Source organism: Pedobacter sp., from assembly GCF_045627485.1.
Taxonomy (GTDB): domain Bacteria; phylum Bacteroidota; class Bacteroidia; order Sphingobacteriales; family Sphingobacteriaceae; genus Pedobacter.
In genome coordinates this window covers 1-24860 of record NZ_JAZQNU010000092.1, presented here as the reverse complement: position 1 = coordinate 24860, position 24860 = coordinate 1, and the positions used below count along the sequence as shown (strand labels likewise).

At 39.1% G+C, this 24860-nt stretch carries 19 protein-coding genes; 4 read left to right on the top strand and 15 right to left on the bottom strand.

Annotated features, from left to right (window positions below):
• Positions 1-3: 3 nt before the first annotated feature.
• The 4 genes from ACR2F3_RS06910 to glmS form a co-directional block, all read right to left on the bottom strand.
• Positions 4-1080 (bottom strand): FAD-dependent oxidoreductase, encoded by a 1077-nt coding sequence (locus ACR2F3_RS06910; protein ID WP_432709249.1) that lies wholly within the window; start codon positions 1078-1080, stop codon positions 4-6.
• Positions 1077-2246 (bottom strand): pyridoxal phosphate-dependent aminotransferase, encoded by a 1170-nt coding sequence (locus ACR2F3_RS06905; protein WP_432709248.1) that lies wholly within the window; start codon positions 2244-2246, stop codon positions 1077-1079. Before ACR2F3_RS06905 ends, ACR2F3_RS06910 begins: the two co-directional genes overlap by 4 nt.
• A gap of 12 nt (positions 2247-2258) precedes the next feature.
• Positions 2259-4277 carry a GAF domain-containing sensor histidine kinase gene (locus ACR2F3_RS06900; protein ID WP_432709247.1) on the bottom strand — a complete coding sequence of 673 codons (2019 nt, stop codon included), beginning with the start codon at positions 4275-4277 and terminating at the stop codon, positions 2259-2261.
• A 97-nt stretch (positions 4278-4374) separates the two neighbouring features.
• Positions 4375-6213 carry a glutamine--fructose-6-phosphate transaminase (isomerizing) gene (gene glmS, locus ACR2F3_RS06895; protein WP_432709246.1) on the bottom strand — a complete coding sequence of 613 codons (1839 nt, stop codon included), beginning with the start codon at positions 6211-6213 and terminating at the stop codon, positions 4375-4377.
• Positions 6214-6687: 474 nt separating this feature from the next.
• On the opposite strand from glmS, the gene ACR2F3_RS06890 reads away from it, so the two are divergent.
• The 4 genes from ACR2F3_RS06890 to ACR2F3_RS06875 all read left to right on the top strand — a co-directional run bounded on the left by ACR2F3_RS06890 (position 6688) and on the right by ACR2F3_RS06875 (position 10548).
• Positions 6688-7017 (top strand): helix-turn-helix domain-containing protein, encoded by a 330-nt coding sequence (locus ACR2F3_RS06890; protein WP_432709245.1) that lies wholly within the window; start codon positions 6688-6690, stop codon positions 7015-7017.
• Positions 7018-7175: 158 nt separating this feature from the next.
• Positions 7176-7505: a helix-turn-helix domain-containing protein gene (locus ACR2F3_RS06885; RefSeq protein WP_432709244.1), complete on the top strand. Its 330-nt coding sequence runs from the start codon at positions 7176-7178 to the stop codon at positions 7503-7505.
• 670 nt (positions 7506-8175) lie between these two features.
• A complete protein-coding gene (locus ACR2F3_RS06880) occupies positions 8176-8973 on the top strand; it encodes a WecB/TagA/CpsF family glycosyltransferase (protein ID WP_432709243.1) in 798 nt (265 codons plus the stop codon).
• Positions 8974-8997: 24 nt separating this feature from the next.
• Positions 8998-10548 (top strand): capsule assembly Wzi family protein, encoded by a 1551-nt coding sequence (locus ACR2F3_RS06875; RefSeq protein WP_432709242.1) that lies wholly within the window; start codon positions 8998-9000, stop codon positions 10546-10548.
• Here the strand turns inward: ACR2F3_RS06875 and ACR2F3_RS06870 are convergent.
• The 11 genes from ACR2F3_RS06870 to ACR2F3_RS06820 all read right to left on the bottom strand — a co-directional run.
• Positions 10545-11681 (bottom strand): glycosyltransferase, encoded by a 1137-nt coding sequence (locus tag ACR2F3_RS06870; protein WP_432709241.1) that lies wholly within the window; start codon positions 11679-11681, stop codon positions 10545-10547. The two genes, ACR2F3_RS06875 and ACR2F3_RS06870, sit on opposite strands and share 4 nt — an antisense overlap.
• Positions 11682-11689: 8 nt before the next feature.
• Positions 11690-12598: a sugar transferase gene (locus tag ACR2F3_RS06865; RefSeq protein ID WP_432709240.1), complete on the bottom strand. Its 909-nt coding sequence runs from the start codon at positions 12596-12598 to the stop codon at positions 11690-11692.
• 1 nt (position 12599) lies between these two features.
• On the bottom strand, positions 12600-13496 hold the full coding sequence (locus ACR2F3_RS06860; RefSeq protein ID WP_432709239.1) for a glycosyltransferase family 2 protein: 897 nt from the start codon (positions 13494-13496) through the stop codon (positions 12600-12602).
• 6 nt (positions 13497-13502) lie between these two features.
• Complete coding sequence (locus tag ACR2F3_RS06855; RefSeq protein ID WP_432709238.1) at positions 13503-14705, bottom strand: glycosyltransferase; 1203 nt, start codon at positions 14703-14705, stop codon at positions 13503-13505.
• Positions 14695-15783: an EpsG family protein gene (locus tag ACR2F3_RS06850; protein WP_432709237.1), complete on the bottom strand. Its 1089-nt coding sequence runs from the start codon at positions 15781-15783 to the stop codon at positions 14695-14697. Before ACR2F3_RS06850 ends, ACR2F3_RS06855 begins: the two co-directional genes overlap by 11 nt.
• Before the next feature lies 1 nt (position 15784).
• Positions 15785-16855 carry a polysaccharide pyruvyl transferase family protein gene (locus ACR2F3_RS06845; protein ID WP_432709236.1) on the bottom strand — a complete coding sequence of 357 codons (1071 nt, stop codon included), beginning with the start codon at positions 16853-16855 and terminating at the stop codon, positions 15785-15787.
• Positions 16856-16861: 6 nt separating this feature from the next.
• A complete protein-coding gene (locus tag ACR2F3_RS06840; protein WP_432709235.1) occupies positions 16862-18280 on the bottom strand; it encodes a Coenzyme F420 hydrogenase/dehydrogenase, beta subunit C-terminal domain in 1419 nt (472 codons plus the stop codon).
• Positions 18280-19809, bottom strand: a complete 1530-nt coding sequence (locus ACR2F3_RS06835) for an MATE family efflux transporter (RefSeq protein ID WP_432709234.1) — start codon at positions 19807-19809, stop codon at positions 18280-18282. The genes ACR2F3_RS06840 and ACR2F3_RS06835 overlap by 1 nt, the downstream gene beginning before the upstream one ends.
• Positions 19793-22192, bottom strand: a complete 2400-nt coding sequence (locus ACR2F3_RS06830) for a GumC family protein (RefSeq protein WP_432709233.1) — start codon at positions 22190-22192, stop codon at positions 19793-19795. Before ACR2F3_RS06830 ends, ACR2F3_RS06835 begins: the two co-directional genes overlap by 17 nt.
• Before the next feature lie 22 nt (positions 22193-22214).
• Complete coding sequence (locus ACR2F3_RS06825) at positions 22215-22943, bottom strand: polysaccharide biosynthesis/export family protein (RefSeq protein ID WP_432709232.1); 729 nt, start codon at positions 22941-22943, stop codon at positions 22215-22217.
• A gap of 367 nt (positions 22944-23310) precedes the next feature.
• On the bottom strand, positions 23311-24860 hold a 1550-nt coding region (locus ACR2F3_RS06820), incomplete at its 5' end, for a polysaccharide biosynthesis protein (RefSeq protein WP_432709231.1).

Sequence of the window (24860 nt, the reverse complement as noted above, 5' to 3'; positions counted from 1 at the left end):
CGCTTATATTAACGGTATCGTAGCAGCCTGGCCGGCATAAGTAACAGGATCCAGGAAAACATCCCTGAGTTTACGGCCAAATTCAAGGTGTTTAGCTACCGATGCAGCACGTTGTTTATAAAACTCGTCAAAGACCTGTTCGTAGGGTTGCCCCGAACGAAGCAGTTCCGCTAAAGTTTTGGCATCCACTAAAGCATTGGTGGTACCTGCACTGGTAAAAGGCAAAGCTAAATGTGCAGCATCACCAATTACAATTACATTTTGATGGTGAAATTTAGGCAGAAGGTCAAAATCACGGGTATTCCATAAATAAGTTTTCTCAAAATCATTACCCTGTAATACCTGTTGCACCTCTTGCGGGAAATCATGCAGCAAATCAGCACAGAATGCCTTCAGCGTTTCTGGTTTACTATCTGTGGGTTCCGCAACAGAAGGATCATACTGTATAAACCACACCAGTTCCTCTTCCGAAGTAGGAATCATGCCAAAAGCAAGCCCACGGTACGACTTTTGAAATTTATTGAATATGCCAGCATATTTCAAGGCAATATCAGCCTGTCGTGAAATTCCCACCACCTCCTTAACCCGGCCTGCTTTAAAATCCACCGGACCTAATACTTCGGTGCGTACCCTGGAGTAACCTCCATCTGCACCGATAAAAATGTCACCTTCCTCGCGGTCCCCGTTTTCGAACACCGCAGCAACAGCTTTTCCACGTTCATAAACAAAATGCGAGAAAACCCGTTGCTCTTGCACACCATTTTTTAACAAACTATACAAAAAGGTAGTCAGTTCCGATCGTTTCATGCAATGCCAGGCTTCGAGTTGCAGTTGTTGTAACACTTCCCCCTCAGGGCGCAATAAGCAAAACTTTTCTACAAGCTTACCCGGCAGCGATGAAGATTCACCTGTAGCCAGCTCCTCCAGAATGCACAGGCCATCGTGGTGCATTAAAAAAGCATGGCCACCACCAGGTGTTCCGGCAACACGCTCATTAATCACCACCTCTATATCATATTTTTCCAAATACAAGGCCAGGGTTAGTCCTGCTATACCCGCTCCAATGATTACGACCTTCATCGGTTGTTGATTGTATTTTTTATACGTAACAAAGCATCTTCTAAAATCGGGCGGGTAGTGGAGAAGCAAAGGCGGATGTAGCCCTCTGCCCCTTCGCCAAACCATTCCTTTTGCCCAGGCACCACGGCCACCCGAGCTTCATTAAACAAGATATCCCTAATCTCCAAACTACTTTTACCCGTGGCCTTAATGTTGGCAAAAGCCACATAACATCCCTCAGGTGCTATACAATGGAAACCATTGGTTTCATTTAACAGACGAACCGTCAAATCCCTCATTTCCTGCAGGTGTGCTACAAAACCATCCAGGTAACCCTGGCAATCGTTTAAAGCGGTTGTAGCTGCAATTTGCGATAAAACGTTGGCTCCATGAATAGTTGACTGGTGTAAGGAAGCCTCAAACAACATCGAATAGTGTGTTGCATTTGAAGCCATTACGGTACCAATACGCAAACCCGCCAAACCATACGATTTACTGTAACCAGTTACGGTTATTGTACGTTGCCTGATCTCTTCATTTAGAGAAGCAATGCTTGTAAATACATGCGGGGCAAAAATAATATCACTCCAAATCTCGTCTGAAAGGATAACAAGGTCATGTTTAATGGCAATTTCACCGAACTTCAACAGTTCTTCCCGCGTAAACACCTTTCCCGTAGGGTTCAAAGGGTTACACAAACAAAGCAATTTTGTACGAGGCGTAATCAGTGCTTCCAGCTTGTCAAAATCTAGCGAATCCGTGCCGGGAGGAATAGCAAAAGTTACCGCCTTGCCTCCTACAGCTTCTGTGGAGTAGCGAAAAAGAAAATCAACCGGATCAAAAATCAGGGCTTCATCACCTGGTTTCAAAAAAGTCTTGCAAATCAGGTAAATACCAAAAGCGGCACTGTCTACCGGAAACAACCACTCCGGGTTAGCCGGAATATTTCTTTTTTCCTGGAAAAAACGCGCTACACCCTCTTTAAACTCAGGCAAGCCAGCTGGCGGCCCATAAGACAGGTAGCGGTCTTTAGTAAAACGAATGATGGCTTCAGCTATCTCAGGTGCACTTGGAAAATCCGGATCTGCAGCCGTTAAGGGAATTACCCCTTCCGGCACCGTGGCCCAACGCAAATTGAAAGCCCTTTTTTTTAGGATATCTAAATTGATTGTATTCTGGTCAAACATGTATATGTATTGTTAAACTGCCGAGTCGGCAAAGTCTTCCTGATTTATAAATTCAATGGTAAATTTCGAACCTTTATCCACCTCGCTTTCCACCTGGATCGAACCACCCATCATTTCCACCTGCGTTTTGGTCATGTATAAGCCTAAACCTTTCGCATTAGAATGGTTGTGGAACACTTTGCCAATTTTAAATACTTGTTCCCTGTATTTTTTCAGGTCAATGCCAAGCCCGTTGTCCTCTACCGATAGGAAAATACTACTTCCAACCTGTTGCGTCGTAATGCGAATCACCAGACGGCGGTTTGAAGACCTGTATTTTAAGGCATTGCTAATCAAATTATGAAAGATACTGTCTATATATTTCGGTGGAAAGTTCAGCTCTGGTGCTTGCGCACAATCGATCACAATGCGGGCCATGGCTTTTTTGACTTCCATTTCCAAACCCTCCATCGTTTTCTTCAAACAAACTTCCAGGTTAACCCTTTCCGATTTAATTTCCAGGTCCTGTTTAATCTGTATGGTTTCTACAAGCTGGTTAAAAGTGAGGCTCAGGCTTTCAATTAGCGGCTGCAGTTTCGCTACCATCTCCTGTTGTTCATCCCAGTCGTTACTGTTGCGAATCATTTCAATTAACATCGACATGTTGTTCAGCGGGCCCCTGAGGTTATGGGTAACAATATTGCAGAAATCAAAGAGCTGTGTATTCTGGAATGATAAACGTTCTACCAGCACATTCTGTTTCTCTTCCATTTCCTTACGATCGGTAATATCTACCCCGTAACCAATCACTAAAGACAGCCGGCCATATTCATCATGGATGGGATAGAAATTTCTCAGGTGCGTAATCAGCTCCCCGTCAGCATTCATGCCCTGGTCTTCCCAGGCAATGGACTTGCCAGTAATTTTAGCCTTTAAAAATTTAGCGCGCCGCTGTATAGCCAGGCTATTGTCGCGGTTGCGATAGGCTGCATATTCAAAATCGTCTTTCCCAATAATATATTCCCGAAGTTCCGGATTCGCTATCGCGAAAGGGTTAACAAACAAATAGCGGTGATCTGCGTCAAAAACAGCAATATCAGTTGGTATTTTATTTAATATGTTTTCGTAAAAACTTTTCTGCAGGGCCAGCTCACGTGAAATTTGCCTGCTTTCGGTAATATCACGGGCAAAGCCAATAAACAAGCGTTCTCCATCAATGTAAGCCGAAGAAACACCCATGTCAATGGTACGTAACGTGCCATCCTTACGTTTAACGGTCATGTCGTAGCGGCTGCCTGTCGAATCTTTCTCGTTGGCTAATAGTGCCCGGAAATGCTCCCAGAACAACGGATAGTTCTCTTCAGGGATGAGCAGTTCATGAATGGCCTTTCCCATAGCTTCTTCTGCCGTCCAGCCAAACAACTCTTCGGCACGTGTGTTCCATTGCAGAATCCTGCCCGCATCGCTCGAAACAATTACAGCATCAATGGCATTGTTAAACACCGGACTAATCTGATCAATGATTTTTTTGCTCTGGGTTTCCATCTGGCGCATTTTTATAATGCTCAGGCGGAGGTTCAATAAACTTAGGATCTGCTGGGTAAGCATCTCCATCGCTTTATATTGCTTTTCAGTTAAGGCCCCAGGTTTGGTGTCGGCTACTGTTAAATGACCGAGCGTATAGCCTTCGTTGTTCGTTAGCGGAAAGATAGCTACAGCCCGAACTTTCGGTTCACCCAACACAAAAGGATGATCAGTAGAACATGGATCAATTGCCGCGTCATGAATCACCACCGGGTGCGGAGTTTTTAAAATAGCCTCTTTATACGCCTGGTGGGTAGGTACGGCATTAGATTCCAAACCAATAGCCGATTTTATCCAGGTTCTGTAGCGGTCAATAAAACCAATGGAGGCAATGGGCCAATCAGAAAGCTGGACAGCCAAAGCAACAATATTGTCGAAATCCGTTTCTTCTTTGGTATCGAGAATTTCCAGGTTATACAGTGCTGCGAGGCGTCTGGTCTCCCAATCAGAAAGCGGAAATTCCATCATAAGTTAGTTTATAAGGTAACCTTGGTTGCTGTAAAGTTAAAAATATAAAATAATTCCCACGCTTATTTTACAAATAATCGCGAGAATTATTTCCATATTATTCTACGGTTACAGATTTAGCCAGGTTTCGTGGTTGATCTACGTTACACCCCCTTAACACGGCAATGTGGTACGATAACAATTGCAATGGAATGGTAGCGAGTAATGGCAGGAAAGCTTCACTTGCATCAGGTATTTCAATACAGTAATCGGCCATTCTTTTTACTTCGGTATCTCCCTCAGTAACAATGGCAATCACCTGGCCTTTACGGGCTTTAACTTCCTGAATATTGCTGATCACTTTTTCGTAGGATGAATTTTTAGTCGCGATCACCACAACCGGCATTTCCTCATCAATTAAAGCAATCGGGCCATGTTTCATTTCCGCGGCAGGATAACCTTCTGCGTGGATATACGATATTTCTTTCAATTTTAAAGCACCTTCCAGGGCCACCGGAAAACCGCTTCCACGACCCAAAAACAAGCAATTTCTTGAATCTTTAAATTTGTTAGCTATTTCTTTAATTATGGTATCTGACTCCAATGCTTTTTCAATTTTCGCCGGGATATTATCCATTTCAGTTAACAGCTCTACCAATTGCGATTTCGTCATGGTGCCCTTTTGCTGCGCCATGTAAAAAGCCATCTGAATTAAAACCGTCACCTGGGCAGTAAAAGCTTTAGTAGAGGCAACACCAATCTCAGGACCGGCATGTGTATAAACACCGGCATGTGTAATCCGTGGAATGGAAGAACCCACCACATTACAAACCCCGAAAATAGTTGCTCCTTTTTCTTTAGCCATTTCAATTGCCGCCATGGTGTCTGCTGTTTCACCAGACTGAGATATGGCTATCACAACATCTTTTTCGGTAATAATCGGATTTCTATACCTGAATTCAGAAGCATATTCCACTTCTACAGGAATCCTTGCATATTCTTCAATTAAGTACTCCCCTACTAAACCTGCATGCCATGAAGTACCACAAGCTACAATAATTATACGGTCTATATTTTTAAGCTTTTCAGCATATTCTTTAATTCCGCCCAATCGAACTTCACCCTCTTCCGGATAAATCCTTCCACGCATACAATCGCGAATCGAACGGGGCTGTTCATAAATTTCTTTAAGCATAAAATGCTCGTAGCCCCCTTTTTCCAACATCTCCAACTGCATTTCCAGTTCCTGAACATAAGGGGTTTGTACAACGTTGTCTAAACGTTTAATCAACAATTCATCCCTTTTAATTAAGGCAATTTCATTGTCGTTCATGTAAATTACATTTTTGGTATATTCTATTATCGGAGTAGCATCCGAGGCAATAAAATACTCGCCATCACCCACACCAATTACCATTGGACTTCCTTTACGTGCCGCAATTAATTGATCGGGGTTTTCCTTATCCATAATGACGATGGCATAAGCGCCGTTTACTTCATGTAAAGCCAGGCGAACTGCTTCCAATAAATCAATACTATGACTTTTATAAATTTCTTCAATCAAATGAATTAATACCTCAGTATCGGTATCACTATTAAATTTGTGTCCACGACGCAGCAATTCTGTTTTTATGGTGGCATAGTTTTCAATAATCCCATTGTGGATAATCGCTAGCTGGCCATTGTTTGAAGTATGCGGATGGGAATTGCGATCAGAGGGCGCGCCATGGGTTGCCCAGCGGGTATGGCCAATGCCTATGGTGCCATCCAGGTCTTTGCCTACTGCAAAGTTTTCCAATTCCTGAACTTTCCCTGCCTTTTTTAAAATTTTCATCTCCCCCGCATTCAATAATGCTACGCCTGCACTATCATAACCGCGATATTCTAATCTTTTTAAGCCTTTAATCACTAGCGGCCATGCTTGTCTATGGCCTATGTATCCTACTATTCCACACATTATTCAATATCAATTAGTTGATGAGTTTGTTAATCCAACGTAAATGTAGAAAAAATATGTAGATGAATATCTTTTTTAAAATATGCACCATTTACCTGTTCCAAATTGAGTATTAATTTAAAGAACATAACGAAAAAAAAAATTAAAGCGCTATTTGCTAAAAATGCGGCTTCAAGTAACATCTTTTTTACTCATCACATAATTTTTTTTTACTCACTGAGCATATAAATCAACACAACACACAACCCCCACTTTAAATTGATTACCAGTTTGTTACAAATTTTTCACAATTTAATCATAAATTAAAAATCGACTTGCACAAGGTGAGAAATACGTGAAATAAGTATTTGCACAATTTATTCTATAAATAGATGAAAATTTCTCCTACCTTTAACTTATGATTCTAGTAATTTACTAAAAGCATAAAACACACAATGAATTAACAAAAACGTAGAACTTTTTTAATTACACCAAATGAACAACGTAGGTAAAAACATCCGTCGATTACGCCAGAAAAAAGGCTGGACATTAGTTCAGATCGCAGAAAAGGTACAGGTTTCGGTGCCGGCATTTTCTAAAATAGAAACAGGACCGACAGACATCAATATGTCAAGGCTAAAGCAACTAGCTGATATCTTCGGTGTTTCTATTTTAGACATCCTTTATGACGAGGGAGAAAACCCTCAGGAAGCCCTTCACAACGAAGCCGCCATGTTAAAAGCAAAGATCCAGGAAAAAGAAGAAACGGTTAGCAATCTTCAACGTAAACTGATTGATCTTTACGAAGAAGTTACCAAAAAGTAAACCTTCTCTGTTACACACACACACACTAAATGACACCTAATCCCGTTAACAAGCAACTGTTAACGGGGTACTGTGTATTAATCTCACCTCCTGCACAAATTCAACATAAGCCGCTGACCACCGCATTTGTAGTTATAAAAATTAATTAAATTTATAACATGAAATACATCGGTAAAAACATTCGTCGTCTTCGTCAAAAGAAAGGCTGGAGCCAAAGCCAAGTGGCAGCCCAGTTAAATATTTCTGTTCCGGCATTTTCGAAAATCGAGACAGGAATAACTGATATCAACATTTCCAGGCTCACGCAGATTGCTACGCTGTTTGGCATTACCGCAGCGGGTATTCTTCAGGAAGACGGTAGCACTGCCCCTGCTGCGAATTCAGGAGAGCTGCAAAAATTAAGAGACAAACTTCAGGAACGCGAAGAAGAACTCAGCAGCCTTCAAAAAAGACTGATTGGCATCTATGAGGAACTTAGGCGAGGTTGAGACCCTTAAACATCGAGAAAAACTAAAACCCACCATATCAGCTTCCCATTGAAGCACTGATCATCTCGTACCCCCAAATACGACAGCAAACCGCTTGTCGCAATACGTGCAAGATCTCAAGTACAAACTATAAGCAACAATCAGCTTCGGAATAACCATAAATATTAGTATTAGGACTTCTAAAAAGCACTAAATTAATTTTCACAATTAATTTAGTGCTTTTTTTTTGTGTTTTGTTACAAATTCTCCGGTGATGACCCCATTTTTCCGTAGCAAAAGCCCTTTTCTTAGCAAACACACCCTATTAAATTAAAAAAGACAAATAAAATGGGCGGTTTTTTCCTAAATAATTTCAATTAAGCAAAATATGGTAACACTTTTTTACACAAAAAAACATTTTTTATCAAAATAATCAAAAACAGAGTGGTAAATGAATATATTTACACCACATTACATCGTTTAAATTAAAGCAATTAAATCTTAGCATATTATATGTTGTGCGAAAATCCTTTGGCATTAATGAAAATAGTTAATTAGTGGATATGAATAATAACTCCTATTACTATATGTGCCCATAGCATCCGCACTTCTGAACCATAAATAACAATTAGGACCAAAGTCTATAGAATACGACGTAAGGACTGTATATAGAACATTAATTCTTAAAGTTATGGATCAAGCACTTCCAAAAAGGAGAATTATTTCAATCAATGTATCCTATGGCACTTATAAACAATTTGTAAGCGCTATCATACAACAAGCCATACAAAAAGTCTCTTGTTATGTTTGCTTAGCTAATGTTCATATGATATTAGAAGCTTATCAATCATTGTTTTTTAAAAAGGTTGTAAACAGTGCATTTCTGGTCACACCAGATGGTATGCCAGTTGCTAAAAGCTTCGGGTTATTGCATCGGCAAACTCAAGAAAGGGTAGATGGAATGAGTTTACTACCAGTACTTCTTTCCGAAGCCGAAAGACATCACCTGAACGTGTATTTTTATGGTGGAACACAAGCGATGCTTGCGAAAACAACGGATTACCTTACTGTCACATATCCGAATTTAAACTTGGGAGGTACTTACTCCCCACCATTCCGGGAATTAACCAAGTTCGAAATGGATGAAATAGCACAGAATATTTCATCCTCAGGTGCAAATATCATCTTCGTCATCCTCGGTTGCCCCAAACAGGAAAAATGGATGCATGCCATGCAAGGGAAAATTGATGCCATCATGATTGGGGTTGGGGGTGCCCTTCCTGTCTTAATCGGATTGCAAAAACGTGCACCAATTTGGATGCAAACCAATAGCCTCGAATGGTTGTACAGGTTAAAACAGGAGCCCAGAAGACTCTTTATACGATATTTTAAAACGAATCACCTATTTCTTTACCTATTAGCAAAAGAACAACTCAAGAGGAGTATCAAAAAAAATATAATCAGAAAAATCATCATGAAATACAAATAGTTATTCCTATTAAAAAAAACTTATATGATCAACAAAAGTGTTGTCACCCTTGCCTATATCAGCAGCTTAACAGTTTGCTTAGCCTTTCTGTGCACTTCCACGACCAAAGGCCAATATGCTCCTGTGAAACTTGAAATTGAAACTCAAATAATCGGTACTACAAACCATGCAGTACCTTTCTGGATGCGCTCAAACCAATTTGGCTCGATTCCTTTACCTGGCGGATCAGGGAGTTTTATCGGTAGGGCTTATAGAAACTACGATGAAACAAAATACAGCCTTAAAAAAAAGACATTTGATTGGGGATTTGGGTTTGAGGGACGCGTTAACGCAGGTACGGGATCCAATTTAACGCTTATAGAAAGTTTCGTTAAAGTGAGAGCCTCGATATTTCAGATCAAAGCTGGGAGAACCAAAGATGTAACTGGCTTAAACGGTGACACCACATTAAGTAGTGGCAATTTCGCAGTTGCGGGTAATGCTTTAGGGGTCCCTAAAATAGAGCTGTCCATTCCGAAATATTTTTCCCTTCCTATTTTCGGGGGACTATTAAGCTTCAAAGGAAACTTTGCCCATGGCTGGCTAGGCAACACCACCATTCTGGACAAGGTGAATTTGGGTAGAAATGGGACTATCAACACTTACGACAGAAACCCATCTACCTACCTGCATCAAAAATCCTTATATGTAAGGCTTGGAAAAAAAAGCTGGCGGCTGCAGTTATATGGAGGTGCCAACCATCAGGTATTTTGGGGTAATGAACGCGCCGCTTACGGCGACTTATTTGACCTAAGTACCCTAAGCACCTTCTTTTATGTGCTCAGGGGCAAAACGTATCGTCATAATCCAATACCCCATTCAAAAATTGGCAACCAGCTGGGAAGTATTGATTTGGGTGCCGAATACCAATTCAACAACATCAGCATCTCCTTATACAGGCAATCGATCTATGAAACAGGGGCACTTTCTAAATTAGCTAACATCAAAGACGGTCTGAATGGAATCACCTTAGCAAATCTAAAATATAAGGAAAGCAACAGCGATTTCAGGTGGAAAAAAATCTTAGTGGAGTTCTTTTATTCCAAGGATCAGGCAGGCTATCCCTGGTCAAAGCCTACCCAATCCGGTGATGAAGACTATTATAACAATTACTACTATCCACAAGGATGGAGTTATCAGGGGGAGGGATTAGGGAATCCACTTATCACCACAGCCCCTTATGCAAATGATGATCTTGCTGCTGCGCCGAGCAAGTATTTTTCCAACAACCGGGTGATCGCCGTCCATAGCGGTTTTACAGGCAGTTATAAAACATTTGACTTCCTGATTAAAGCCACCTACTCCAAAAATTACGGCACCTTTGCAACAAGTAAATACGGTGAATCGACGGGCTCTAACAGGAGCCGACCATATTGGGGACTATTTACCCCAGTACAACAATATTCCATCTATGTCGATGCTGGAAAGGCTTTAAGAAATAACTATTACCTGTCGGTAAGCGGCGCAGTTGACCAGGGCAAATTACTACCGAACAGCTGGGGGCTGCAGTTAAAATTAAAAAAAGAATTCAATTAGTGCCTTGTTTGATAAATTTTCACCAGTTGCCTTATGTTTTCTTCTGGTGTATAATTACCTAAATAATTTCTGTACACCGCTTCACTAAAGTCCATCTTTCGCTTGGGCGAAAGAGAAGCCCAATACTTTACACAACTGATTAGACTGGCCGAATCACCTGCAACAAAATGCAGCCCATTATGACCATGATTAATCATTGTACTCAAAGCACCAATATTACTGGCAAGCACCGGAAGCCCTAAGGAAAAAGCCTCCAGAATTGTCATTGGCATTCCCTCGTACCAGATGGAAGGAACAATTAAGGCAGTGCTTTGTGCCATAACCTGACGCACTTCTGCCGATTTTAAATTCCCCAGGTAATGAATGTTTTTCCCTGCAGACGAAGCCTGGCAGACTAATTCGCCCAGTGGCCCATCCCCTACAATGTTTAATACGGCATCACAATCTTTAAAAGCTGCCAACAAAATATGGATGCCCTTCTCCTGGCTTAACCTGCCTACAAAGAGGAAACTGCTTGAATTTAAATTTAAATGGGCCTCCAATTTCTCCACAAAATTAGCCTTCACCACCATGCGCATTGCATCTACATTTAACTTCGATGATAGAAATAAATTTTTAGAAAACTCAGTTAAAGCAATATAGCGATCCACCTGCTTCCAGGTTCCTATTTTCCTATGAAACCAAAATGTCAACGCCAGCCAGAACGTAGCCAGGATAGAGCCCCTATAAACTTTTTTTTTAACCGCCTTCCAAGGGAAATTTTGACTTAAACTTTCCGTAAAAACCTTCCCCTCATGCATTAGAGTTGCAGAGGGGCATAGCAACCTATAATTGTGCAAGGTTAACACCAAGGGCACATTCATTTTTTTTGCTGTTCTTATCAAAATCGGCCCTGATGAAAAATGAAAATTATGGACATGTATCACTTCAGGTTTAAAAGATTTAATTTTATTCCTGAGCCTACTGGCAGCTAAAACATTCCAAATGGAGCACACAAACTCCAATGCGCCTTTCCAACCAGTTTTGTTGTAAAAAACTAAGGCTTCCACATCATGCGCTTTTTTTAAATGTGCCAATTCCTGCTCAAACACCACATCCTCACCGCCCCTTAAAACATAATAATTGTGAATCATTAAAATTTTCAAAACTTCAACATGTTTAAGACTTTAAATTTAACCCTGGTAAAAACACTAAACTGCTTTAAAAACTGCGACAAATAATATTCTTCCAATTGAACATTTTCCTTAAATGAGAACGATATTTTATTGGTTGTATCAAGATTTGTTTTGAAACGACTGAACCCATCCCTTGTATTGGTAGCACCATGGCCATTACCAATATTTAAAACCTTTGACAAAACGGGGTACACCGTAAATTGCTGAGTTTTGAACTGGTGGTAACACCACCTGATCGCCCAGGAGTTTATTTTTCCAATCATTTGGTCATTGAGCATTTTCGTCATATCAGACCCCATCCTGTTAAAATTTCTTTTCATATTCAAATCATTAGAAAAATTAGGGTAATCTTTAATATTCCAATCCACATTATCCCAACGGTCAATCCAGGTTGCCCATCCCCAGGATGAAGCTCTTTGCGTAAAATATACATCTTCATTCTCCCTGGGCGTAATAGGTATCGTATAACCGGCTATGGAATATACCCTGGCATCGTCCTGATAATAATTCAAAGCCTGATTCATAAAAATCAAAAAATTCTTACTGGTGATTAAATCATCTTCAAGCACAATGGCCCTGCCATATTTTTCTAAAATGGAAGTGACGCCAAGGATGATGGAGTTGGCCAAGCCCCTGTTTTCAACAGCTTCTATAATGTTGACCGCTTTAAAACCTTTGATTTGGTGGATGTAATCCCGAACAGCAAGTACAGCGACTCGATCCTTCTCGCCCTTGAAATGGTCTGAATAGATATATAAGGTCGTCAACTCCGCCCATCTATTGGCTTTTAATGCCTCACAGGTCCTTTTCAGCGTATCAAGCCGTTTATAGACAAATAAAATAACGGGGGAAAATTCAATTGTTGGAGTTTCCATTTCAAGATGATTTGATCAAATTAAACAATAGCCTCTTTTCTTTTAATTTAAACCTTTTGTCTATCAATACCCATGGAAACCAGGTAAATAAAAGCACAAACTTGTAGAGGTTATAGTATGTCCTTGAACGATGCCTTTTCACAAAATATAAAGCGCCTTTTTGAAGGTTGTAGACGGTCTTGCAGGAGAGTTTTTGCGCAAGGTTATCACTGCTTCCCCCTTCATAATGTATAATTTCAGGACCTCTGATGACTAATCTTTTAAAACCCAATTTATCCATGCGTTTTTGCAGGTCTACTTCTTCTCCGTACATAAAATACGCCGGATCAAAACCACCTACAGCTTTATAGACTGTTGAAGGGATAAACATGTCCGCCCCGATCACGCCATCAACCTCCTGGTAAGAATTTCCATTAAGTTTGGCCTGCACAAAGGATGGTGGTAAACTAAATACTTTTTGCACTAATTTCTTTATCGCAAATTTGATTAATCTGGGTATACTCTTAAAATCCACGACAGAGTGTGTTTCCACCCCATTTGCATTTAACAGGACGCATCCAATGGCACCGAAATTAATAGGCGTATGATTGGCAAAATCGAGGAAAACTTTTACCGCATTATTTAGTAAAAGCGTATCTGAGTTCAGCAAGAACACATACTTTCCACGCGCTTGTTCAAAGCCGATATTATTTGCCCTCCCAAATCCCAAATTAGCACCGCTTTTAATCAATAAAATCCTTGCATCTTGTTCCAGCAGTTCCACAGATCCATCAGTTGAAGCATTATCAACCACAATCACCTCAAAATTGACATCTTTAGTGTGTTCAAATATACTGCTGATACAATCCTTAGTAAAAGCTTTAGTATTATAGTTTATGATAATAATTGACACATCCATAGATCATCATTTAGGTATGCGTTGGTTTAATAAGTCCTGATAATATTCAAAGACCTTTCTGCTATTTTCCTCAATAGCGTATAACCGGATAGCCGTCTTTTGGGCCCTTCTGATCATGGGGACATAAGAGGCGATGCCATTTGATTTGACCTCATTCAAGGCCCTGCTGAGCTCAGTAGTTGAAGAAAACCTTAACCCAATTTCAAGACCATTTTCTTTTAGTCCATTGTCGAACTGTTCTTTCGTTCCCGTAACGTTTCTGCCAATCACCAAACACCCATTAAACATCGCCTCCGCGGTAATGAAACCAAAACCTTCAAATTTAGAAGGCACGATTAAAGCAGTTGCCCTTAACATGAAGTCCTGAACGTCCGCACGGTAGCCTAAAAATTTCACACGAGCTTGTAAGTTTTTTTGATGAAGTTTATTCTGAATGGCCTTCGTGTATTCATTGTCAACAAACTTTGCTGCAATCCATAGTTCATAATCTTGGTCTTTAGCAGCAAAATCAACGAAAGCATCAATTAAATCGGTAAAGCCCTTCTGGTGATTGATCCGTCCAACAAACAAAAAGTACCGACTTTTGTCGGCAACGAAGTTCCCGTTAGTGGATTTAAAAACGCCGTCGTAAATAATTCGTGCCCGATCGCTGTGCATGTTGAAATGCCTATAGATCCCTTCAGTAATCGCAATGGAATAGTTTTCAGGAAAGTACAATTTTGAAAAAAAACACTTTATGGTTGGAAAAGGGTGCATGTGAAAATGATATTCCACATTTACCCCGGTATTTTGGTACTCCCTGAAATGCCATACATGGGGCAATCCCAGTTTCTTTGCCACTTTAAATCCAACATGTAATACGCCAGTATTCGTGTGAACTAATTCAGCACCGAAATTCTTAGCAAAGCCCTCCATCCTTTTCAGGGCAATTAAATTATAAACCGGATTAGAAAACAAACGCCAAAAAAAACGAATCTTATCATTCCAGCTCGAATAAAAAGGCCATAAATTAAATTTATACCTCACCACTTGGTAAGGAATGTTTCTTCGTTCCAATTCTTCCGTAAACTCATTTTTAACATTAATGATTACCAAAGGATTAACATGATAGGCCGCTAATCCGTCAAGCATATTTAGTAAAGCTTTAAAAGAACCACCATCACACACAGCAATGTAAACTATGTTAATTGGCCTGTCATTATTTTTCATCCAGATAAGTTTTATAGGGTACAACCTTGTTACCGACAAATAAAGGATTGAATTGTACCAGCAGGATGGAACAAGACTTATATAAATAGTAGACAACAATTAGGGTATATATTATGGCAGCCAATAACCCCTGCCTGTTGAATGCTTTAGGAACAATAATCACAATCAAGATCAGGAGATAAATTACAATACGAAAGCCAATAGGATAGGATATAATGAGGTTATTAACCACTACCCCGGTGATGAAAAGTTTTAAATAATGATAATCAATCTGTTTTTGAGAGATAACTATCCCTAAGCATATGACTGATAATGGCAACATATCCCAAAGAATTCTATGTGAGTTACTCTCATTCTCCACTGTAAAATCAGAATAGCCACCGTATTTATTTACCAGTCCATCACCAACATTGACCATTCCAAAAATAGTAGCTATTGCAGAGCGATAGTCAAAAACCCCATACAGGCCTGCTATGAAAGAAAGCACCAAAAGAATATAAACCCACTTTTTTTTGAAACTAACTTTATCAAGAAATAAGATGAACGGCAGGGTCCAAGCTACGGTTGCATGGAATAACATCGCCAGCACAAAAAAGAGAAAAGCCTTTTTCTTATCCGGTGTATTTGCATGATAATAATATAAAGCAAAAAGGAAAAAGGAAATTGCGATCACTTGCCGCATCCCACTAAATTCCATAAAGTAGAACTGTTCAACAATGACAAATAACAACAATGAAAATGTACGGTAAGGAGATTCTTTGTAAATAAAAAATATAACCCCGCTCATGGCCAACAGGGAACTGGAGAAAAGAAAAAAATACTCATTATACCAAATAAATCGGATGATATCATTCCACACTTCGTAACCGAACTCAATAAGCTGATCATTATATCCGCGACTTGGATATAAAAAATAATTGACATAATTAATGGTATCCGTTCCTACAGAAACAGCACGCAAGGCAGGCAATAAGGCAACTAGCAAAGCTGAAAGGAAAAAAATCGTATTATTCTCTTTCTTCCAGGTAATTATGGAAACAACAATTAAATATATATATAAAGCGACATAGGCTACCATACTATTCGCTTAAATTCTTTTTAAAAAAAGCATGGGCTAAACTCTTTAATTCATCGTTTATCCTGCCTATTTTCACCCAATCAATCGCTATATTTAATTGTCTTACCAGATTAGCCTCATTATATTCCCTAACGATCTTATCCTCCAGGCCGAACTTCGTTAACAAGGTCTCAATCCGATCATTCATTCCAGCATGACGTCCCTCTACAGGCACAACCAGGAAGTTCCTTTTTAGTAAAAGGGAAAAAACAACGCCATGAAAAGAATTTGTAACCACAAACATTGAATTTGCAATGTTAGACAGCCACTCCTCAATGCTCATGGTAGCATGTTTAAAATGTTTGGTGTTGACCACATGCAGCCTTAACTTGCCAGTTACAAATTTGTAGATGTCGTTGATACAGTTTTGATCTTCCTGCAAAATATAAAAGAAAGCAAATGCGCCAACCTTCTTCTGGAGCGGCCGTATAAATTTAGCTAAGTCTGCCTCCCCTAGTAATAAGGTTGGATCCGGCATGAGCGCCACTTCCTTTACATCTACATGTTGCAAAATGGTAATCCCCGTATTTTCACGAACACTTAAGGCATCGAAATCTTTCAAAAACGAACGTATTAAGTCCATTTTCTCCTTTGGATAGTCAATGCAGCCCAAACTAACGGCATAAGAAATTCTCTTGACGGTCTGATCACCAAAGCCTAAATAATAGGGTATCCCATAAGTATCAAGGATATAAGGATTCCAGACTTGATCACTTCCGCTTATATATACATCCATTTCGGGAGGATGCTTTTGTAAATCCTCCAAACTGTAATACCTTCTGGTAAGCGTCAAATTTTCGACCCTAAAAGGAACGAATCTTTTTTCCTTAAAGAACGTTTTTGCATTATTAAAGCTATTCCTCAAGCTTTTCGATATCACACTCCTTATGAAGGATTCACTTTGAGATTTGGGAAAATAATTTATAATAGACACTTCATGTCCCATTTTCTTCAGGTATTCCTGCAATGCGAAAGCTTGAAGTACACCACCATAATTTGTTCCCCAATGAAAAGTTATAATTCCAATCCGCATATCAATTCATTTAATATTTGCTATTTTTTTTAATCGATTAATAACCCTGTTGAGGAACGGAACTTTGTATAATGATTTATAATCGGATACAGCAGGCGCTAATTCTTGTTTAAAAACACTAAACTCACCCGCTGCAAGTGCTTTCTTAAAGGCAACATGACTTTTTTCGGCTAATTCAATGCGTTTTCGTTGTCGTGCCTTCACCAGGTCATTTATCGATGAATCGGAGGCTTGCACCCTTTTAATTGGCCGCCATTTCCCTTGGATGTCGGTTAAATATAATCTGTAAGCTAAGCCCTCGCGGCGGTGTAAAAACCCTGCTTGTTGTGACTTAACGACTTCATCAAAACTAATTTCTTCAAGATTTAACCTCTTTTCTACATTTGCCCGATCAACCAATTCCTTGAGTTGCTGGTTACGTATGACGATAATATTAGTGCCTTCACTATCATGCAGGTATTGTGGAAGCCAGGCATCGCCGATGGTAAGGTCTGCCGTTTCCCCTACTACATCATCACAAAAATCACAGGCCTTGTATTTAAACAGGCCCCAACCCCAATCCGCACCATATAATTGGCTTAAAGGGGGGCTTTCCTTTGTGACCATCTGGCCATCTACATCACCTTTAACGGCAACACCATATTTATTGGCGCCATAACCCTTCAACTTGTTTCGAAAATTGATAGCCACAACGTTATTAGGATGAACACCAATTTGCCAGGCCCACATGTTACCGAAATTGGCACTTTTTAAATGGCCACAAACCAAGGCTACACAAAACTTGATGCGATCGGCAATCGTTGAATCGTTTTTTTGCAATAGACGAATCGCTTTAATAAAACAGGGTAACCCAACAATAGCATAGCGCCCTGGCGTACTTTTAATTGTGCGAATGACCTCAGACAGCTCAATGGGGTAGTATCTGGATTTTGCACCTTTTAAAACTTCACTTTGAGTAGTAGAAATAGCGTATTCAAAAATCAAAGGGTTATCTTTTGTTTTCACCCGCTCTTTAACATGGATAATGCCGTCGACTAAGCCGCTTTTTAATAGTTCATTTAATATCCAGGTGCCCATTCCACCCGAACTACCATCTTTACGATAGGTTCCTTCAGAAACAAATCCTGCGTAACTGGCTATAGCGAATCCTAATTTTTCGTGCTTGTTTGCCTGCAAACCATAAAGTTCCTTACCAATTTCATCTTCATCGGGACTTTCATTTGAGAAAGGACAGACAGCTAACACTGGACTTTTAGCTTCAAGAAATTGCAGGCCAGGTTCTAAAACAGCCTGTAATTTGGCATATTCATCCAATTTAATGCTAATCGGAGAATTATCCAATGCGGCGCATGCACCACAACCAATACAATAGCCACCAACGATTACCTGGTCAACCAGTGACTTAATATTTTCGGCATTGTTCATTATTTCATTTTATTTAAAACATTAATGAATAATTTATTTATCAATAGCCTTTCATCGTTACATAATCCTAAGAAATAAACACTTATGCTAAACACTGCAGTAGAAAAAATGCAAGTGACCAAAAACCTATACTGGAGTTCAAATGTGCTTACTTGTGTTATATACACACAAATTAAACAGGAGATCATTACAGGTAATAACTCTCTGGCCAAAACCCTGTTAAAGAATACTTTTACAGATAAACCAGCGAGCTTTTTTAAAAGTAGTATGCGTAAAAAACATGCGATAGCCTCAATGAAAATATAAGAGCGTAAAACGGAATATGCAGGAAAGTGAAACTTCAACAATAAGTACGCTAATGGTAGATTAAGCAGCAAGGTAATACCAACCAGGGTCTGGTATAATTTTATTTTGCCAGTCGCCTGAAATGCAGACTGCAATCCTATGGTGAGCTGATTGGTCAACAAAGCAATGAGAACCAGTTTACAGAATATGACCGTAAATTCCGGGACCTGAGTCAGCCAAAATCTAAGGATATTCTCCATTTCAAAAATGCAGGGGATGGCAATAATTGCTAATAAAAAAAAACAAAATTTACTTCCTATCATGGACAACCTTAACATTCGTTGCCTGTCATTAGCCCCCTCACTTCTCATGATCTGTGGATTTAGCGCTTTTAACAATGTGGCAGAAAAAAAATTTAATTGACCAGCCACTTGATTAGCAATGCCATAAGCCGCGTTTACCACAGCTCCAAAAAACAAATTTAAAATAATGGCTAAGCCTTGTGTTCTTCCTATCCCAGCTAATGCCCCGAAGAGATTCCAACCAGCAAAAGAAGTTAACTCTTTAAATAGTTTAACATCAAATTCATTTAACCCTGGCCGCCGGCACTCTTGATATTTTTTAAGACAAAACCATGCATATAAAATAAAACTCACGATACTTATAGCCGCCGTTAGCAAACCATATACTTCCAATTTATCCCTGTTTATTTCCAGAAGAAGAATAGCTATACCGAATTTAAGCACAGACTCCAAAATATTGACAATGGCGGTCCACATCATATTTTCTCTAGCATTCAATGAAGCAGTGAACGGGACAGCGATGATCGTAAAAAACACAGTAACCGACATGAAATGAAAGATGTACTTTGCCGCATTTACCCTATCCACAGGTATTTTTAAAAATCCATCAAATAAAAACATACCCGAAACCTCTAAACCAAACACGACTATTATCCCTATTAAAACATGAATAAACAGACTATTAGAAAAAACTTTTTTTTGCTGGAAGAGATCATTACGTCCTTGATAAAAAGACAAGTATCTCTGGGTTGACGCAGTCATGGCTGCATTAAGGAAAGACAACATGGAAACAATACCTGCAATTAAGTTGAATATTCCATAATCCGTAGCACCTAAAGCACTTAAAACCAATCGCGTTGTATATAAGGACAATACAACCGTAATTATCATTCTTATATACAGAACAACCGTGTTGAAAGCTACCTTATTTGCTGATTCCATTTTTAAACCTTTGAATTTTTCGGTTAAAAAGGGAACTTACCTTACTTAATCCGTTCTTTTTGACCTCGTCATTTCCATAGGAGCCGTAGCCATAACCGTAACCATACCCATATCCATTAAATTCACTTGCAATAATATCATTGATCACCACCCCAACATTCCGCATTTTTTTATTAGTCACTAAATCTTCGATAATCTTAAGTTGGGATTTCAATGTATAGTTTTGTCTAACTACATACAGACACAAATCAGCATGAACTTCCATGAGCTGAGCATCAGTTACAATTCCTATAGGTGGGGCATCAATAATGATGTAATCGAATTGCAATTTGAGCAAATCGATGAGTTCTTTAGTTCTCACATTTAACAAAGTTTCAGCCGGATTGGGAGGGATTGGCCCTGAGCTTATCAGGAAGATATTGTCTTGAAAATCTAATTTCTTTACAATGTCTTTGACTTCTAAGGCATTATTAATGATGTAGTTGGTGAATCCCAAATTGTTAACAACATTTAACTTATGGGCTAGCCCTGGTTTACGCAGATCCAATTCCATCAATAAAACTTTCTTTCCGGTGATCGCTAAAATATTTCCCAGATTGATGGTCACAAATGATTTTCCTTCCCCAGCCATGCTTGAGGTCATTACAACCACTTTTTTATCTGGCTGATTTAAATAAAATGAAAGATTTGTACGCAATGCCCTAAATTGCTCCGCAATAGGAGAACGACTATTATTCGCTACCACCAGGTTATCTCCAAGGATATTATGACCTATTTCGGCAAAAATCGGAACAGTGGTTCCTTTAGTTACATCTTCTTTATTTCTTACTTTATTATTTAATACGTCCAATGAATATATTAAGCCAATTGGAATAGCAAGGCCAAAAAACAAACCAATTAATGCCACAACCCTAGATTGAGGCGAAAACGGTTTAAATTCAGCTTTCGGGGGATCAATCGTTCTGGAGTTTGATATTGTTGATGTCTTGGATATGGCTGTTTCCTCGCTTTTTTGCATCAGGAAAATATACAGTTCCTGTTTGATTTGCTGTTGCCGCGCTAAATTAAGGTAATTGCGCTCTGTAGCAGGAACCTCCTGGATCCGATTTTCCGCTTTATTGATTTCAGCATTAAGCCTGTTTTTTGTAATGACTAAACCATTTTTAGTACTAATCAGATTGGAGAGCATGTCAATGCGTAAATTGGCGATCTGTTGATCTAAGTTTAAAATGAGCGGATTAGTTACTGTGACCGCTAATAATCTTCTATCCCGCTCTAAAAGCAAATTATTGTATTTTTCAATCAGGCTGGTAAAAACCATATCCGTTGGCAATAATGAACTTGGCAACACCCTGTTCTCCGATTTTTCATCCAGGTATTCCTGCAAACTGGTTAATATATTTAACTGCGTTTCTACTTTTGATAATTCATTTATAATAGAACTCGTATTTTGGACCAGCAATTTTGATTGCTCAGTCATATCAGCAAGGTTGTTTTTCTGTTTAAATCCTTGAATATCCCCTTCAAGGCCACCAAGTTCAGTACTGATATACAACAAGCGATTGTTGATGAACTTAATGGTGCTGTCAGCAACTTCGTTCTTGTCTCTTAAGTTACTTTCTACATATTTATTAATAAGGTTATTTAAAACCTCTTCTCCTTTATTTGGAATAGGGTGATTAATCCTCAGGTCAATGATAGAGACTAATTTATTTGTAACGCCTACATATAACTGATCCATCAATTGAGAAACCTTTTCATCAACAGAGGTAATTGAAAAGCTATATTCTTCTCCATTCACGAAGGATAAATTTTCATTCCTCCTAAAAACCAACGTTCCGATATCGGGCAAAGCAACTTGTTGATTAAAATTTATGGTTGTATCTAAATCAGCTGAGGATAACAACACCTTATTAGGACCGAGTGGCGTTATAGAAAAATGGGCAGGTTTTAGCGTATCCAGAATAGTTACTATTTGTACGCTAAAAGGACTGTTGTTAGTTTCAGTATTTTTAAAATTCTTCTTCATAAAGTAAGTGATATGCAGATCCAGATCACGAACTACCTGCTCCATTAAAAATCGGGTTTTAAAAATCTCCGCTTCATTATCCACCGTACTTTTGCCGCCTAGCAAACCACCTAAATCGCCTAATAGTTCCGCACCACCTATGGCTCCACCTCCTTTTTTCTCATCATTAACTAAAACTCTTGCCGTAATTCTATACATAGGCGTTTTGTATTGAATGTATAAGTAAGATAAGCCCAGACAGATAAATAGTGAAAGCAATAACCAAGGCCATTTGGCCAGAATCTTAAACAAAAGCTCTTTATAATTAATGCCATCTTTTTTTAACAGCACATTATTTTGGGGTTCGTTATTCATTTAATATCTTATTAAATTTGAATTATAACCTTGTTATTAATACGATCAGTACAGAAATGGCTGAACCAAGGATGGCAAATGTCTGGCTTCTGGCTGCATTATTAGCAGCAACCCTGGCCTTATTAGGTTCAATATAGATGACATCATTCTGCTTTAAGTAAAAGAAGGGACTACTGAACAATTCACTGGAATTTAAGCTAAACCTGGCAAATTGTTTTTTACCATTATTGTCCCTAATGAGTAGCACATTCTCGCGCTTACCATATATCGTCAAATCCCCAGCTAGACCAATAGCGTCTAAAATACTTACTTTTTCATTTGGTAAAGTGTAGGCAGCTGGTCTTGCCACTTCACCTAAAACAGTTACTTTGAAATTGGCAAAGCGAACCTGCACACTTGGTTCGTTATAGAATTCCCGAACCTTTGAGCGTAAGAGTTCTCTAGCTTCATAGGTGGTTAATCCTATAAGCTTAATCTTCCCAATTACGGCAAGTTCAACTTCCCCATTTTTATCCACTAGATAGCCGGTAATCTGTTGCTGGCCAATCGTACTTGCAGAGCTTGCACCCAGGGCAGGCATAGCGGCGACTTGATTTATTAAGGAAGTGGTTTCGGGATCAATTGTAAATATGGAGATAGAAAGGATATCATCAGCCATGATTTTAGGATCCGTATAAATTGCTGTATTATTCAGATCACTATGCGCAGCAAGATTAATATCCTGAAAATAAGGCACATTTTTAGTGCTCACACAGGAGGTAAACAGACAACACGTGATGAAAAAGATCCAAGAAAACAACATATTCTTATGGCCATGAACAATCATATCACTTTGATTATAAATTACTTTTCTATGCGTATTCAATCTATGCAAAGGCCATAGCTGTCCCTTGATGACATATTTATAGTATTTAGAAAATTTTAGATGATATAAAGACGGTAGTAGAGTTATTTTTTATAAAAATATGTCATATTTTCTATATTTTTATATAAATACAGAAATATTTTTAATTCACATCATTCATACCTTGGGGGCAGTTATTGGCACTATAGGTCTTCAGAAAAGAAAAAAGCGCCTGGCAGCGCTTAAATAGAAAGGAAAAGACAAAGGACTAGTATTAGTTAGCCGTTTCTATATATGCATCAAGAGCTTCAAACTTTGAATTTTTGCTTTTAAATTCAGGTACCATCGCTTTCATTTGCAGCACCACCTTACGGTTGTCGTTTACACCGGCATGCGCTAACAACTCATGTATTTGCGATTGCACATCGTTAAATATATATTCACGAACCTTACCAATCATAATTTTCTTATGATGTGTAGGCATTACATTTTCATTGTCATTCAGTAATTCCTCATAAAGCTTTTCCCCAGGACGCAAACCCGTAAACTCGATCTTGATATCCTGGTTCGGTATTAACCCGGCTAAACGAATCATTCTCTTTGCCAGTTCTACAATTTTAACTGACTTGCCCATATCAAAAACAAAGATTTCACCACCCGTACCCATGCAACCAGCCTCTAACACTAAACGGCAAGCTTCCGGTATGGTCATAAAATAACGGGTAATTTCAGGGTGGGTAACCGTAAGCGGCCCCCCTTTTTCAATCTGTTGTTTAAAGCGGGGAATCACAGAACCATTTGACCCTAAAACATTGCCGAAGCGCGTGGTGATAAATTTAGTAATCGCCCTCACCCCCGGCTCATTAAGGTAACTCAAGCCATTGCTAAAAATCAAATCAGGAGCACTTAGCGAGTTATTTAAAGATTGCACATAAATTTCTGCAATTCTTTTAGAAGCCCCCATAATGTTGGTAGGGTTCACTGCTTTATCCGTAGATATCATGACAAATTTCTGTACGCCGAATTTAACAGACAGGTCTGCAATGGTTTTTGTTCCTAATACATTAGTTTTGATCGCTTCAGCCGGATTATCTTCCATCATTGGCACATGTTTATAGGCAGCTGCATGGTAAACATACTGAGGACTAAAAGACTCGAACAAAAACGACATGCGTTTTTCATCCCTTACATCACCTATAAAAGCATGAAAATTCGAATTTGTATAATTTTCTTCAATCTCCAGGTATAAATCATGCAAGGCCGTTTCACTTTGGTCGCACATGATAATCAAACCGGTTTCAAACTTCATCAGCTGCCTTACGATTTCACTACCTATTGAACCAGCAGCCCCGGTAATCAGCACACGTTTACCCTTTAACTCTTTCTGTATACCCTCAATGTCAATATCTATGGTTTTACGGTTAAGGAGGTGTTCAATATTAATGTTTTGTATTTGTGAGGTATGCACATTTCCCCTCGCCCAAACTTCAGGAGGCGGAATATTTAAAATGTTAATGTTATGTTCCAGGCAAACGTCTACAATTTGATTTTTACGTTCAGTGGGTATGGTATAACTGGCAAATATAATCTCATCCAATTCGTGTTTGGTAATTAACTCTTCCAGGGAAGCTGCATTTAAAATCTTGACCCCATCAATGGTCTTACCCACCTTTCTCATATCGTCATCAACGAAAGCAATAATATTTTTATTTATTTTATTATCATGGTCAAAAGTGCGTTTTGTTGCCAGGCCGGCTTCCCCTGCCCCATAGATGATGATTCGGATTTTATCCAGTGTGGAGTTTTTAATGTACATAAAAAAGT

Coding starts and splice junctions, on each gene's coding strand:
- ACR2F3_RS06870 (WP_432709241.1), bottom strand. CDS start 11,681: ATGATTCACAATTATTATGTTTTAAGGGGCGGTGAGGATGTGGTGTTT.
- ACR2F3_RS06845 (WP_432709236.1), bottom strand. CDS start 16,855: ATGCGGATTGGAATTATAACTTTTCATTGGGGAACAAATTATGGTGGT.
- ACR2F3_RS06840 (WP_432709235.1), bottom strand. CDS start 18,280: ATGAACAATGCCGAAAATATTAAGTCACTGGTTGACCAGGTAATCGTT.
- ACR2F3_RS06835 (WP_432709234.1), bottom strand. CDS start 19,809: ATGGAATCAGCAAATAAGGTAGCTTTCAACACGGTTGTTCTGTATATA.
- ACR2F3_RS06855 (WP_432709238.1), bottom strand. CDS start 14,705: ATGAAAAATAATGACAGGCCAATTAACATAGTTTACATTGCTGTGTGT.
- ACR2F3_RS06830 (WP_432709233.1), bottom strand. CDS start 22,192: ATGAATAACGAACCCCAAAATAATGTGCTGTTAAAAAAAGATGGCATT.
- ACR2F3_RS06890 (WP_432709245.1), top strand. CDS start 6,688: ATGAACAACGTAGGTAAAAACATCCGTCGATTACGCCAGAAAAAAGGC.
- ACR2F3_RS06910 (WP_432709249.1), bottom strand. CDS start 1,080: ATGAAGGTCGTAATCATTGGAGCGGGTATAGCAGGACTAACCCTGGCC.
- ACR2F3_RS06905 (WP_432709248.1), bottom strand. CDS start 2,246: ATGTTTGACCAGAATACAATCAATTTAGATATCCTAAAAAAAAGGGCT.
- ACR2F3_RS06880 (WP_432709243.1), top strand. CDS start 8,176: ATGGATCAAGCACTTCCAAAAAGGAGAATTATTTCAATCAATGTATCC.
- ACR2F3_RS06875 (WP_432709242.1), top strand. CDS start 8,998: ATGATCAACAAAAGTGTTGTCACCCTTGCCTATATCAGCAGCTTAACA.
- ACR2F3_RS06885 (WP_432709244.1), top strand. CDS start 7,176: ATGAAATACATCGGTAAAAACATTCGTCGTCTTCGTCAAAAGAAAGGC.
- ACR2F3_RS06900 (WP_432709247.1), bottom strand. CDS start 4,277: ATGATGGAATTTCCGCTTTCTGATTGGGAGACCAGACGCCTCGCAGCA.
- glmS (WP_432709246.1), bottom strand. CDS start 6,213: ATGTGTGGAATAGTAGGATACATAGGCCATAGACAAGCATGGCCGCTA.
- ACR2F3_RS06860 (WP_432709239.1), bottom strand. CDS start 13,496: ATGGATGTGTCAATTATTATCATAAACTATAATACTAAAGCTTTTACT.
- ACR2F3_RS06850 (WP_432709237.1), bottom strand. CDS start 15,783: ATGGTAGCCTATGTCGCTTTATATATATATTTAATTGTTGTTTCCATA.
- ACR2F3_RS06865 (WP_432709240.1), bottom strand. CDS start 12,598: ATGGAAACTCCAACAATTGAATTTTCCCCCGTTATTTTATTTGTCTAT.